General features: G+C 44.5%; 12 protein-coding genes. 7 read left to right on the top strand and 5 right to left on the bottom strand.

The window, feature by feature from the left end; all coding sequences use genetic code 11:
• Positions 1-52: 52 nt before the first annotated feature.
• Complete coding sequence (locus SNE25_RS29410) at positions 53-3,589, bottom strand: methylmalonyl-CoA mutase family protein (RefSeq protein WP_407667060.1); 3,537 nt, start codon at positions 3,587-3,589, stop codon at positions 53-55.
• Between the two features lie 368 nt (positions 3,590-3,957).
• On the opposite strand from SNE25_RS29410, the gene cqsA reads away from it, so the two are divergent.
• Together cqsA and SNE25_RS29400 are read left to right on the top strand one after the other, a co-directional pair.
• The gene (gene cqsA, locus SNE25_RS29405; protein ID WP_321562577.1) at positions 3,958-5,172 is read left to right on the top strand and encodes an alpha-hydroxyketone-type quorum-sensing autoinducer synthase; all 1,215 of its coding nucleotides are present in this window, start codon (positions 3,958-3,960) and stop codon (positions 5,170-5,172) included.
• Between the two features lie 278 nt (positions 5,173-5,450).
• Positions 5,451-6,257, top strand: coding sequence for a hypothetical protein (locus SNE25_RS29400; RefSeq protein ID WP_321562576.1), 807 nt, complete (start codon positions 5,451-5,453; stop codon positions 6,255-6,257).
• Between the two features lie 53 nt (positions 6,258-6,310).
• Here SNE25_RS29400 and SNE25_RS29395 read toward each other — a convergent pair whose 3' ends face one another.
• Positions 6,311-6,703: a protease inhibitor I42 family protein gene (locus SNE25_RS29395; protein ID WP_321562575.1), complete on the bottom strand. Its 393-nt coding sequence runs from the start codon at positions 6,701-6,703 to the stop codon at positions 6,311-6,313.
• 296 nt (positions 6,704-6,999) lie between these two features.
• On the opposite strand from SNE25_RS29395, the gene SNE25_RS29390 reads away from it, so the two are divergent.
• On the top strand, positions 7,000-7,929 hold the full coding sequence (locus tag SNE25_RS29390; RefSeq protein WP_321562574.1) for a hypothetical protein: 930 nt from the start codon (positions 7,000-7,002) through the stop codon (positions 7,927-7,929).
• A gap of 42 nt (positions 7,930-7,971) precedes the next feature.
• On the opposite strand, the gene SNE25_RS29385 is transcribed toward SNE25_RS29390, so the two are convergent.
• From SNE25_RS29385 to SNE25_RS29375, 3 genes are all read right to left on the bottom strand, one after another.
• Positions 7,972-8,355: a nuclear transport factor 2 family protein gene (locus SNE25_RS29385; RefSeq protein ID WP_321562573.1), complete on the bottom strand. Its 384-nt coding sequence runs from the start codon at positions 8,353-8,355 to the stop codon at positions 7,972-7,974.
• A gap of 96 nt (positions 8,356-8,451) precedes the next feature.
• A complete protein-coding gene (locus tag SNE25_RS29380) occupies positions 8,452-9,021 on the bottom strand; it encodes an alpha/beta fold hydrolase (RefSeq protein ID WP_321562572.1) in 570 nt (189 codons plus the stop codon).
• Between the two features lie 27 nt (positions 9,022-9,048).
• Entirely contained in the window at positions 9,049-9,870 is an 822-nt protein-coding gene (locus tag SNE25_RS29375) for an SDR family NAD(P)-dependent oxidoreductase (RefSeq protein WP_321562571.1), read from the bottom strand.
• Between the two features lie 221 nt (positions 9,871-10,091).
• On the opposite strand from SNE25_RS29375, the gene SNE25_RS29370 reads away from it, so the two are divergent.
• From SNE25_RS29370 to SNE25_RS29355, 4 genes are all read left to right on the top strand, one after another.
• The gene (locus SNE25_RS29370; RefSeq protein WP_321562570.1) at positions 10,092-11,159 is read left to right on the top strand and encodes an NHL repeat-containing protein; all 1,068 of its coding nucleotides are present in this window, start codon (positions 10,092-10,094) and stop codon (positions 11,157-11,159) included.
• Positions 11,160-11,334: 175 nt separating this feature from the next.
• Entirely contained in the window at positions 11,335-11,679 is a 345-nt protein-coding gene (locus SNE25_RS29365) for a hypothetical protein (RefSeq protein WP_321562569.1), read from the top strand.
• An 82-nt stretch (positions 11,680-11,761) separates the two neighbouring features.
• Positions 11,762-12,715, top strand: a complete 954-nt coding sequence (locus SNE25_RS29360) for a TIGR01212 family radical SAM protein (protein WP_321562568.1) — start codon at positions 11,762-11,764, stop codon at positions 12,713-12,715.
• 139 nt (positions 12,716-12,854) lie between these two features.
• Positions 12,855-14,084, top strand: coding sequence for an acyltransferase family protein (locus SNE25_RS29355; protein ID WP_321562567.1), 1,230 nt, complete (start codon positions 12,855-12,857; stop codon positions 14,082-14,084).
• Positions 14,085-14,117: the final 33 nt, after the last annotated feature.

Genomic DNA, 14,117 nt, shown 5'->3' with positions numbered 1-14,117 from the left:
TTTAACCCGTTTCTCCCTTTTTAACAACACCCCCTCACGGGACCGGGGGGCTCTACATATTCCTTCTGTACTGCCCGCCAACCTCATAAAGCGCGTGACTAATCTGTCCTAAAGAGCAATATTTGCATACTTCCATCAGGCTTTCAAAAATATTGCCACCTGAGATGGCTGTGTGCTGCAGCTCTTTCAACCGCTGAGCAATATGCTCCTGGTTGCGGTGCTGGAATGCCTCCAACGTGGCTATCTGGTATTGTTTTTCGTCTTCAGTGGCGCGGATCACCTCACCCGGTACAATAGTTGGCGAACCTTTTTTGTTGAGAAATGTGTTAACACCTACAATAGGGTATTCGCCGTTATGTTTCAGGGTTTCATAATACAATGATTCCTCCTGTATCTTACCGCGCTGGTACATGGTTTCCATGGCGCCCAGTACGCCACCACGGTCATTCAGCGCCTTAAATTCGGTAAGAACGGCTTGCTCTACCAGGTCGGTCAGTTCTTCAATAATGAAAGCGCCCTGTATCGGGTTTTCATTTTTGGCAAGGCCCAACTCACGGTTAATGATAAGCTGTATCGCCATAGCCCGGCGTACCGATTCTTCTGTAGGGGTAGTAATGGCCTCATCATACGCATTGGTATGCAGCGAATTGCAGTTATCATAAATAGCATAAAGTGCCTGCAGCGTGGTGCGGATATCGTTAAAATCAATCTCCTGCGCATGCAATGACCGGCCGCTGGTTTGGATATGATATTTGAGTTTTTGCGAGCGGTCGTTCCCTTTGTATTTATTTTTAATGGCCTTTGCCCAGATGCGGCGGGCCACGCGGCCAATTACAGAATATTCCGGGTCGATACCGTTACTAAAAAAGAACGACAGGTTAGGCGCGAAGTCGTCGATATGCATCCCCCTGCTCAAATAATATTCTACGTAAGTAAAACCGTTTGCCAGCGTAAAGGCCAGTTGAGTAATAGGATTGGCACCAGCCTCAGCGATGTGATAGCCCGATATAGATACCGAATAAAAATTACGGACCTTTTCGCTGATAAAATACTGCTGCATATCGCCCATCATGCGCAGGGCAAATTCGGTAGAGAAAATGCAGGTGTTTTGCGCCTGATCTTCCTTCAGGATATCGGCCTGTACCGTACCCCGAACGGTTGATATGGCATACGCTTTTATCTTTTCATAAACATCAGCAGGCAATACCTGATCGCCGGTTAAACCTAATAACATTAAGCCTAAGCCGTTGTTGCCGGTGGGTAAAGCCCCCCACAAAGCAGGATCAGCAGTTTCGTAACCTCTTTTTTTAACTCCTTCGATTTGCAAAACTACTCTCTCTCCTTTGGAGAGGGCCGGGGTGAGGCCATTATACTTCGGCCGCTCCAACCCCCTATCATTATATAACTCTTTAAACTTTGCTTCCACCAAATGTTCCAGTTTATGCTCGGTAATATATTTTTCGCATTGCTGGTCAATAGCGGCGTTCATGAAAAAGCCAAGCAGCATCGGGGCCGGGCCGTTGATAGTCATAGATACGGAGGTGGACGCGTCACACAGGTCGAATCCGGAATATAGTTTTTTAGCGTCATCAAGCGTGGCGATGCTTACGCCGGAGTTGCCTATTTTACCATAAATATCGGGGCGTATGTGTGGGTCTTCACCATAGAGGGTAACCGAATCAAAGGCGGTAGATAACCGGTGCGCTGGCTGACCGAGCGACACATAATGAAAACGCTTATTGGTGCGCTCGGGCCCGCCCTCGCCGGCAAACATGCGGGTAGGGTCTTCGCCCTCACGTTTCAGCGGAAACACCCCCGCAGCGTAAGGGAACTCGCCCGGAACGTTCTCAGTAAGCAGCCAGCGCAGTACATCGCCCCAGGCTTGGTACCGGGGTAGCGCTATTTTGGGTATCTGCAATTGCGACAGCGAGGTATAATACAGGGGTTGTTTAATCTCCTTATCGCGTACTTTATAAATAAAGTTTTCGGCCTTGTATTTCTTAACGGTTTCGGGCCATTCGCGTAGCAGTCGTTTGCAGTCGGGGTGAAACTGGGCTTGGAGAGCTTTAAGAACCCCCTCTAAATCTCCCCCAATGGGGGCGACTTTCTGTACTCCCTCTCCTTTGGAGAGAGCCGGGGTGAGGCCCATCAATTCCATCACTCCATTTACCTGGAATAACTGTTGGGCAATTTTACATTGCTCGTTCACCCACTCATCGTAAGCCTTGCTGCTTTCGGCAATTTCGGCTAGGTAGCGGTTACGGTCGGGGGGGATGATGTATATTTTCTCGGGTTCTTCACCTGCCGGCACCCGTTCCACACTCCCCGAACCCCGTTCCAATAAATCCACCCCGGTTTTGGCTTTGATGGTTTTCATGATGGCGGCGAACAGCGTATTCATACCTGGGTCATTAAACTGCGAAGCCATAGTGCCGTACACTGGCAGGTCATCATCATTAGCGGTAAACAGTTGGTGATTGCGTTTGTATTGCTTGCGTACATCGCGCAGGGCATCGAGGGCGCCGCGTTTGTCGTATTTGTTGAGGGCCACGAGGTCGGCAAAGTCGAGCATGTCTATCTTTTCGAGCTGGGTAGCGGCGCCAAATTCGGGTGTCATCACATAGAGGGAAACATCGCAGTAGTCGGTGATCATGGTGTCCGACTGGCCGATGCCCGAGGTTTCTACAATGATGAGATCGAACTCGGCAGTTTTACATATATCAATACTCTCCTGCACGTGTTTTGACAGGGCCAGGTTGGCCTGCCGCGTGGCCAGCGAGCGCATATACACCCGCGGGTTATTAATTGCGTTCATGCGGATACGGTCGCCAAGGAGTGCCCCGCCGGTTTTGCGCTTGGATGGGTCTACGGAGATAATAGCCAGTGTTTTATCGGTAGCCAGCAGAAAACGGCGTACAATTTCATCAACCAGCGACGATTTGCCAGAACCGCCAGTACCGGTGATGCCGAGCACGACCCCCTCTAAATCGCCCCCGGAAGGGGAGACTTTCTGATCATTTGGCTTTTCAAAAGCCCTCTCCTTTGGGGAGGGTTTGGGTGGGGTGTTCTCTGCCCAGCTAATAAGCCGGGCTATAGCTGCCGGCTCTTTCTGCTGTAGTTTGGTCGCCTCGCCGTTGAGCTGGGTAACGGTGGGATAATCGCATTGTGTAAGCATATCGTTTATCATACCCTGCAGTCCCATGGTGCGGCCATCGTCGGGCGAGTAGATGCGGGCGATGCCATATGCCTGGAGTTCGTCAATTTCATGAGGGAGGAACACGCCGCCACCGCCCCCGAATATTTTGATGTGGCCCGCCCCGCGTTCGGCCAGCAGATCGTGCATGTATTTGAAGTATTCGAGGTGACCACCCTGATAGCTGGTGAGGGCAATCCCCTGCACATCTTCCTGGATGGCGCAGTTCACCACCTCGTCCACCGAGCGGTTGTGACCCAGGTGTATCACCTCGGCCCCGCTGCTTTGCAGTATGCGGCGCATAATGTTGATGGTGGCATCGTGCCCGTCAAACAGCGAAGCGGCTGTTACAAAGCGTATTTTGTAGCGTGACTTATAAGGGGCAATGCTTTCCATGCGGACGATAATTGGTTGTGTAGCAAATTTAATAATTGGTTTGGAAGTAAATGCTATGCATGCATAATAAAGTTGGATAGCCATTCCGGTTTTACGCCAATGTGAGGTGTCACACAGCCTATGCCTTGCAATAGCGGCCGGCTTGAGTTTCTCTGCGCACATATTTAGCTATCGCCGCTTATTTTTTCAGGTAAAACTGATAATATTATTTATAAACGGTGATATAATTAACAATGTAACAATTGCGATGCAATGGTAGTAATTGCGATATTTTGTACTGTAAATTAATTATTCGTTAATATTTATTAATTTTTAATTATTTACATTTGGGTATATTTTGATGTAAATAATATATTAAAATCATATCTATGAACCACCTGAACAATATTGCTTACAATCAGTTTCCGGATTTTCTGCAAAAAAAAATAGCCTCTTTTTATGTTAACAGGGTTGGCGAAGAATGGAACGGCAAGCATGTGCTCCGGGGCTTAATTCCGGATAAAAACGCCCTGATCCTTACAAGTAATGATTATTTGTTTCTTGCTAATCATGATGAGGTTATCCTTGCACAGGTAGAAGCCCTGCGGGCGAATATCAGTGTTCCGCTGATGTCGGCTACGTTTTTGCATGGCGAAAATCCGCAATCGGTAACAGAAAAAAGATTTGCAGGGTTTTTTGATTCGGAGGAGGCCATCCTTTGCCAATCGGGTTACGCCGCTAATCTGGGGCTTTTACAAACGCTTACTGAAAGTACAGAAACCCCGGTGTACGTTGATATGATGGCGCACATGAGCCTTTGGGACGGCGCCAGGTTAGGGAACGGGCATGTTATACCATTTCTGCATAATAGTGTGGAGCATCTGGAAAATAAGATCAGGCAGTTTGGACCAGGCATATTGATGCTGGATGCTGTTTACAGTACAAACGGCAGTATTTGTCCGCTGGTTGAAATGGTAAATCTGGCTCATGCGGCAGGTTGTATCATAATTGTTGATGAATCGCATTCAATAGGAACTCATGGCCCTCAGGGTAAAGGTTTGGTTTGCGAACTGGGTTTAACTGATAAGGTGATGTTCAGGACGGCGAGTTTGGCCAAAGCATTTGCCGGGCGCGCGGGATTAATACTTTGCCCGCGTTATTTTTCAGATCCGTTTGGCGTATCATCAAAACCCCATATTTTTAGTTCGGCGTTAACGCTGGTTGATATTGCCGGATTAAATATGGTGCTTGATTTAATATCCTCTGCCGCTGTTGGAGATATAAGAAGGACAAAACTGAGATGGAACAGTTTGCTGCTTAAAGAGCAATTGTTATCACTAGGTTTCGATGTGGAGGAGAGCAGATCACAGATTATCGCGTTAAAAACAAATTCAGAATGGGAAACTATTAAGCTGCGGGATGCTATGGAAAGCCACGGGGTTTTTGGATCGCCGTTTTGCAGGCCCGCCACTGCCAGAAAACGGCCCTTGTTAAGATTATCCCTGCATTCTGAGCTAACCATGCAGGATCTGGATCGTATTTATATTGCCTGCAAGCAAATCAGTTCATCAGGCATTTTAAGCAAGTCGCGAACAATCTCATAAATAACCCGGATTACTATTTCTGGCGCAACTATGCAGCAATGGCAAAAGGGCTGGGTTACTTGTGCCTCTGGTCCCTGCACCTCAAAAAATCTGCACTCCCACAAGCATCCCGCTTGTGACCGCATGCTAAGTATGTGATATTTGTAAAGCTACGCACACACTACCACAATCGAGAGCCTTCCAATAGCATCAAGCGCCCAATTCTATTTTTCAAAAATTTTAACTAAATAATTTATTATCAATAAGATATAAAATTATTTAGTTATGTTTATATAAAAATGAATACTATGTTTTTGGATTTTTTGAGGAAACATACCGCTTTGCTTTCGGGGGCAATTTTATCTGCCGCCTTAATTGCGTTGTTCTTATATTTTAGATGGAAGCATTATCCCTTTTTAGATTTGGATGTGAAGTGGCTTATTGTTGCAGGAGTGCCTTTGTTATTGTCACTTTTTTTGGGCGGCTATATCAAAACTTTCAAAGGTTTAGGTGTGGAGCTGGAGGCCAATTTAAAGAAAGAGTTACCCTTGTCGGGTTTAATAGAAAAAGTGCCCGAAATAGAAACTATAAGGTCTATTAAAAAGGGCATTCTTGCAGATGTAGATGCAAATAATCCCAAAAATGATAAATATACATTATTGCAATTTAGCTATCTGTTAGAAAATGATCCTGAGAAATATTTCGAATATACTATTACCGAATATTTAAACCGGCTAAGGAATTTGAAATTTATAGAAATAGTTAACAATGGAAAATTTAATTATATCATACCTCTTTCAGTTTTTAAGGATGATAATGGAAATAAGAGCGATAAGATTAAGCTGTTAACCGACACCTTAAATAATGATGAAGAAATAAACAAAGCATTCCCAAGTGCCATTGCTGATTATGTTTCCGAAAATGATACCATTATCGACGCATATCGTAAATTGTTAAGAAGCTATCGTGATATACCTGACGACTACCCAATTAAACTTAATTATTTTCTGCCGGTATTGGATAAAGGGAAACATACCGTTGGTGTAATTTATAAGCAAAAGCTGGAAGCAAGAATATCGGAAGAAGTTGTAAAAAACTTAGATTAATTTTTGAGTGTTTTCCTGCTCCTGTAAGTACACAATCCCATTAAAAAAGCTTTTTATTTTACCGTAATCTCATTAGCAAACACTGATACTCTCTGAGCATTCTGTGTGCTTCGGCTGGCGGTAACTTCGAGGGTTGTGGTGCCGCTTGCTTTGGCGGTAAAGTTCCAGGTATCGTTACCAAAATCGCCGGTTTTATCCGATCCATTTTGGTGCGTATGGCTCACCAATGTTAATACCGAAGTTTTGTACTCAGGGTCGTTAAAATGGTAACCACCATCGCCGGGGTTGCCCAAGGTTAAAGAGATGGTTTCGCCCATGGTAACGGAGGCTGTGCTGCCGACATCGGCAATGGTTAATTGTTTCATGGTGTCGTTATTTTTATCTTTATGGCAACCCGTTATGACCAGGCAGGCTATAACGGCTATACAGTCGTTAAATAACTTCATAGTGATTTTTGTTTATAGGTTTATAAATGCAAGCGTATAAATAATATAACGCAACTATGATACCAAACGCTACAATATATTAAAATCGTTCGACTGCTTGCGATATTGTGTATGATGTAGTTGCTTTGTATGAAGCTATGGAATTATAAGAAGCTGTCTTGGGGCGAGGTTGGCCGTTGAGAGTTCGAGTCTTCCTTAGGTCACAACCGACAAGCAAATAAATAACACCCAACCACTAAACCTTGTGGTGATATTTACATCATAATATAAATATCATTAGCCTTACACTTATCCATATGAAACTATTTTTTCTGCTGGCTTTTTTAACAGGTGCCGTAGCTGCCGGCGCTCAAACATACAGCGTATCAAAAACGGTAAACGTTTTTGGAGATACCATTGAAACTTACAAAAATGCCGGCGGGGCTACTGTTGGCGTAATCACAACATCTACTGATGTGTTTGGCAGCAAAATAAAAACCATCACTGGGCCAAATGGCGAACGGATACAATCCATAAAAAGATCAACCGATATTTTCGGCAACAAGATCATGGAGGTTACTGACGAAAATGGCCGGCCAACCACTACTATAAAAAATGAGATCGACATTTTTGGGAGTAAGATAAAAACTATCACTGGACCGAACGGCCAGCCGGTACAGTCTGTCAAAAGGTCAACCGATATTTTCGGGAACAGGATTGTGGAGGTTTCTGACCAAAGCGGCCGACCTGCAGTTACTATAAAAAATGAAACCGATGTTTTTGGAAATAAAATAAAAAGCATAACCGGACCTGATGGCAGGCTTATACAATACATCAAAAGGTCGACCGATGTTTTCGGGAACAAAATTGTGGAGGTTGAGGACGGGAACAGACATAGAATTTTGAGCATAAAAACGTCGACAGATGTATTTGGTGTCGAAACCAAAGAAGTGACCGGCGCCAATTGGGAACCCATCGGTTATATCACGAAATCCAGGGACATATTTCACGTTGAGACCATAACAATTTCTAACAGCCACCGGCAAACCACCAGGACTATAAAAACATCAACTGATATTTTTGGAACTAAGGAGCAAGTTATAACTGATCAAGATGGACAGCAGGTATCTATAAAAACTGTTAATGATATTTTTGGCAACAGCGTTACCACCGTTAATGGCGATGAAAATGCGGTACCGGTAAACCTGTTAATGGATTTACTCTGCGGACCGGAGGAGAAAGAATAACGGGAAAAGTAATCGGTCTGCTGCTCCCCGCTGGGGTAAGCGTTATGTGATCTGCGTAACCCACTGGCTTCGCCAGGCGGGCGCCTCAAAGGGATCGGCAAAATACTGTGTTTCAAGCACTACTTTGCCATCGTGAAATTCCATAATACTTACCGTGTAGGCTGGTTTCCCCTGATAGGTGATGGTGTATTCGGTGATCCAGAGATTGCCATTGCCTACAATCCGTCTCACGTTAAAACCTGCCGGTTTACCGGGGTGATGGCTGCGCAGGGCCTGCAGATTGGCCCGCCCCAGGATTCGCTCGCCCGATTGGGGATAATCACAGATGGCATCGTCATGGTAAATATCATGTTCGGCATTTACATCGCCCGCAGCGGAAGCGCGCCAGTGTGCATTCAGGGCTTCGCGTATTTGTTCTTCTTCCATGTCTATTGCAGTTAGTTGTAACACAGTAACATACAATAAAATTAATGGTTTGCAGGCAACACTTGTATGGCTTATGTTTTTACCGCTTTTATTTGATTAATTATCGCCGGTGGTCAGGCGGATATCGTCGGCTAATTCCTTCAACCCGTTTGAGAAGCCATGGTCCTTGCAAGGCAGCTCCCTGAAAATTGCATTTTTAAAAACCTTGCGGTAAAACAACAAATGTTCAATGGAAACAATGGGATCCTCAAGGCAATGATAAAAGTAATACTCCCGTACCGGGGGTAAACGTTTTGTAAAATCTTTTTTAACGGCCCATTCGCTCATATCCCAACCATCTTTGTTCCATTGGGGCGTGGCCACGAGGAACATCCCTTCAATATGCAGGTTGGTTTGCTCTTCCGACAGATATTTAAGCAGCACCGAACCACCCAGGGAATGGCCCACCAAAATAACCGGCTCGTGGGTTTTACTAAATTCATGGTCGAGCATGGTTTTCCAATGGTGGTAGGCGGGGCTGTCCGGCTCATTTACCACAGGGAAAAGTACTTCATAATCTTCGCCTAAAGCGGCGCGTAAATGAGCAACCAGGTCAAAACTGCCTTTTCCTTTCCCGTCTTGCTCACCCGCACTATGCGCAAAAAAAATCTTTCTCTTGTTTCTCATATTAGGTTATTAATCTCCAATATTTCACTATATCGTATGCCTTGAATCCTCCGCATTAGCCACCGCGCGATAATTCAGCGCGGCGGTGGTGCCGCAGGTAATATCAATAGTAACGCCGGTTATTTTGGCGGCCATGTCCGATACCAGGAATACGGCCAGGTTGGCTATATCGGCCATGAGGGGCATGCTTTTGAGCATCGTGTCGTTTTTCATTTTCTGCATGATGGGCGCCATTACTTCGGGCTGGGTATCGATAGCCGTTTTAAATACCCGTGAATCGGGCGAACCTCCTGAGCGCATGTTCACCACCCGCACACCATACACGCCCAGCTCCGAGGCAAGGTTGCACGAAAAACACTCGAGCGCGCAACAGGCTGCCGCGAAGCCGCCTGTATACGGATAGCCTATGCCGCCGGGCGTTGCCGTGAGCGATAAGATGACACCCGATCCCTGCTTCATCATTACCTTACCGGCTGCTGCTGCGGTTAAAAACTGGGTTTGCAGGGTAACGGTTACCGGGCGCACAAAATCATCCACAGGCAAGTCAACCAGTGGAATATTCTGTATCACATCAACCCCAATGGCATTGAATATGATATCAACCGTACCGGTCTGCACCACTACGCTGTTGAGATGCTGTTTTATCGCTGCTTCGTTCAGTGCGTCTACAACGGCTGTTTCCGCGCTCCCCCCGGCGGCCAGTATCTCGTCGGCCACTTGTTGTACCGGGGCGATATTGCGCCCGGTTAAAAATACCCTGGCACCCGAAGCGGCGAGGGCTTTGGCCACAGCGCCACCCAATGAACCACCTGCGCCGTATATGATCGCATTTTTATTATTGAGTATCATAATTTTAGTTATTTAATAAAGCTGTTGTTATATAAACAAACCTACAGTAAAAATGGCTTTAATGACAGGGGCAACCGCGACAATTATAGGGGGCAATATCCTCAATAGAAGTAGGTTATGTTAATATTATACAATATGGTAACATATTAATACGGTATAATATTCTTAATTGGCATAAGGCTAAATTTAGTAATAGTTAAATAAACCAAACATAAATTATCATGAAAAAATTTACCTGGACTATATTGCTCATCAGCAGTATGGTAATTATTACTTCTTGTAAAAAAAATGAAAATGAGGTAACGCCAACAGTTACAGAAACCGATCAAATCGCTTCTGGATCGGCCCCGTCCCTGGCGTCGGCCGCCAGCCCGAACAGCCTCAAAATAACAACCATAGCGGGCCAGCCATTTCATCTTGGGTATGCCGACGGTCCGGGTAAACAAGCCCTGTTTAACTGGCCAATCGGTATTGATTTATCTGAAGATGGTTATTTGTATGTTGCCGATACTAACAATGATAAAGTACGAAAAATATTATTATCTGATAATTCGGTAACCACCGTAAATATTCCCAATGCACCTGATGGCACTCCTATTGATGGCCCATTTACAATAAGGGTAGCTAAAGACGGCACACTGAATATTATTGCCAATGATGTTTGGATTGTAAAACCCGATGGTACGGTTTTAAGACCCGGTCATCCAGCCAATTCAGTCCAAACGGATATAGAACGGGACCCCTCTGGTAATTTTTTCTGGACGGCAGAAGTTGATACGAAAGTGGTAAATAACAGACTTGATCTTAAGGCTTACCTAAAGAAGTTTTATATTAATGATGTTACCGGGTTGTTAGGTACTTCGCCGCTTACTTTAGATGTAAACGCCATTGATGAGGCCGACAGACACGATTTTGACATTCTTGATTTTTACCCTGGTTATAATGGTGTAAAGTATGTTGTTATAAACCATACAAGGCTATATAAACTAAGCTCATCGGGCGTTTTTAGCCGTATTTATAGGGACATGGTTTTTAACGAGATCTATAATATAGTTTCGTCAAGAGATAGCCGTACCCTGTACCTGGCCGAAAGCGGGCAAATTAAATGTATTGCCGATGGGGTGCATAAGTTTCTGGCTGGCCCGAGTCTTGTCTATCATGATGGGCGGGACGGTACTGGCTCCACCGCCGATATTTTTGCGGAACGGCTGGCACTTTCTAAGGATGAAAATACGCTTTACTTTAGTGATCTTAACACCAGCACCATCAGAAAAATGCAGCTCAAATAAGTTATTTAAATAGCCTGCTTTTGATTTTCGTGATTTAAGCGGCCGGCACTTTACAGCTTATGTAAACAAATTGTAAACTCATTTTGCAATTTGTTTACCTTATTGCAACTGAAATTAATTAAAATTAAATTGCATTAAGTACTGGTTACTAATTATATACTATAAACTTATTACTATGCCTTTTTCACGAAAAGATATTCAGGACGATAATAATCATTGGGATAAACTATTTACTTTGTGCGCTTGTGTAATAGGTGCGGTAATCGTTTATTGTTTTTTAATAACCTTTGTTACTATTCCGCCTAATAATGTGGAAACCGCGAGGCAGGTATTGATATTCTTTATAGGTACACTGGTGGGCTATTGTTTTAATTTATTAAGTCCGGGAATAACCTCTAAAAAATCGATGCCGCAGCTGAACGTTAAGGGCGATAATACCAATATTAGCGGTACATCAGGAGCCAGCATAGAAATTTCACCCAAAGACCCCAATCAATCACCCGCCGAGGAGGATAATTAAAAAAACGTAAAGTGAGACATGGCTTTCACGGATACAACTCCGCGCGTTTGCACATCAATTCAATTCCGTATCTTTGCGGCAAATGCAGGTAACAGGATCAACAACAGCGGTATGGGAAAAGGGCTATAACAATTATGGCCCGTGGCTGCGCGAAAAATATAAAGGGCAGCGGGTGTTTAAGGTTATTGTTGATGGCGGCTTTACCTGCCCCAATCGCGATGGCTCCAAAGGTTATGGCGGCTGCACCTATTGCAATGTCGATTCGTTTACCCCATCGGTAAGCCGCAACGCGCCAACCGTGCGCCAGCAGGTAATAGAGGGTATGGAGCGCGCCCGCAAAGGCAACAAGGCCGATAAATTCATTATTTACTTTCAGCCCAATACCAATACCTACGCCCCTGCGCATTATTTAAAAATGATGTACGACGAGGCGCTGAGCTATGGTACCGAAGATATTGTTGGCCTCAGCGTAGGTACCCGCCCCGATTGTATCGATATGGAGAAGGTAGCCCTGCTCGAGAGCTATACCGACCGCTTTGATGTAGACCTGGAAATGGGTATGGAGTCGATCTACAACGATACCCTGGCCCAGATTAACCGGGGCTGTAGTCATGAAGAGCTGGTAAAAGCCCTTAACCTGGTACAAAATTCCAAACTTGATATTTGTGTGCATACCATATTCGGTTTCCCCTGGGAAACACACGATATGATGCTGAAGTATGCCGATGAGATCAACCGTTTCCCGCAAATTAAATTCGTAAAATTCCATCACCTGCACATTGTAGAAGGTTCGGTAATGGGCGTAAAATACAAGCGTGAGCCTTTTAAGGTTTTCAGCATTGATGAGTATGCCGATTTTCTGTGCGAACTATTACCACGCGTGCGCCCCGATATCGTGATCCAGCGCCTCTTCGGCCTGAGCGACCGCGAACTGCTGATTGCCCCCAACTGGGGACTCAAAAAATCAGAGATCCAATATTACATTGATCAAAAGATACTCAGCCGCGGCGTAGTGCAGGGATCAAGCCTCACCTAATCCTCTCCAAAGGAGAGGACTTTGAAATGCAGGTTGTTAACTCCCTCTCCTTTGGAGAGGGCCGGGGAGAGGTTTTGGTATTAGTTTTGTAAACCAATAGTTGAAAAATATTGGTTTAATAGTTAAATTTATAGCTACTTTGTCACAGCGAGCCCAACAAAACTACATTCCTGCTTTAACCGGTGTACGGGCAATGGCCGCTTACCTGGTATTTATTTCGCATTTCGCCTATATTTTTGATGAAAGTTTTCCTCACATTGTGCAACGCTTTTTTGGTGAATTCCACATCGGCGTGAGTATTTTCTTTGTGCTTTCGGGCTTCCTGATCACCTTCAGGTATTATAATAACTTTCATGGTTTAAGTAAAGATTGGTTTATGCAGTACCTCAAAAACAGGGTGGCCCGCATTTATCCCATGTACTTTTTACTTACCGTTGCTGCCTTTATATATTATTTCATCACCAAAGATCAAAGCATAACCAAAGGGTACGAACACCCGGTTGCGCTACTACTCATGAACGTTACGTTTGTGCGCGGCTTTTTTTACCAGTTTTGGGATACTGGCATAGCTCAGGGCTGGTCGCTAACGGTGGAGGAATGTTTTTACTTTTCGGCGCCCATTATATTTTTAATTGCCAAGCGTTATGGTAAGTTTTATATACAGCCGGTTGTTATTACGATTGCCGGTATTTTGCTCTACTTTATTTTTAGTCACGTTAGCTGGCATGGCTTTTTTGGAAATTTTACGCTTGTAATGCTGTTTACGTTTTTTGGGCGTTGCTTTGAGTTTTTTGTGGGGATGCAGTTGGCCCGCTATGTACTTAAAAAAGGCTTTACACGTACCAATAAGGTTAACTATACCTACACCGGTTTCCTGCTCATATTTGTTTGTGTATTTGTGATGGCGCTGCAGCCAATTCCCAAAGGTTGGGCCGCGGGGGTGGAGAGCCCGGTAGGCATCATCGTTAATAATTACTTTTTATGTATAGCGGTGGCCCTTTTCTTTTACGGCATACTTACCGAAACCACTTTGTTTAAAAAATTCCTGACATTGCCCTTTATTGAGCTGCTGGGTAAAAGCTCTTACATTTTTTACCTCATTCACTTGGGTTGGATATACAACCTGATGCATAACAGCTTTAACTGGTTAAATGATTATGTTTTTGAACTTTATGACAAATGGGGGGTAGACTGGCACTCACCTTTTGAGTACGATAGTCTGAACCTCTTGTACGCGTTTATCGTATTAAATATTATATCTGTAACCTTATTCAAACTGATTGAAGAGCCGCTTAACCATTACATACGCCGCTCAAACTTTTTAGTTAAATATAAACCTAAACCAACACACAGCAAGTCAATTGTTTAAGAACAGCTTAATAACGATAAAGACCTATACCTA

The sequence above is a fragment of the Mucilaginibacter sabulilitoris genome (assembly GCF_034262375.1).
Lineage (GTDB): Bacteria > Bacteroidota > Bacteroidia > Sphingobacteriales > Sphingobacteriaceae > Mucilaginibacter > Mucilaginibacter sabulilitoris.
The sequence above is the reverse complement of the archived record's forward strand: the minus strand, read 5'-3'. Positions and strand labels throughout refer to the sequence as shown.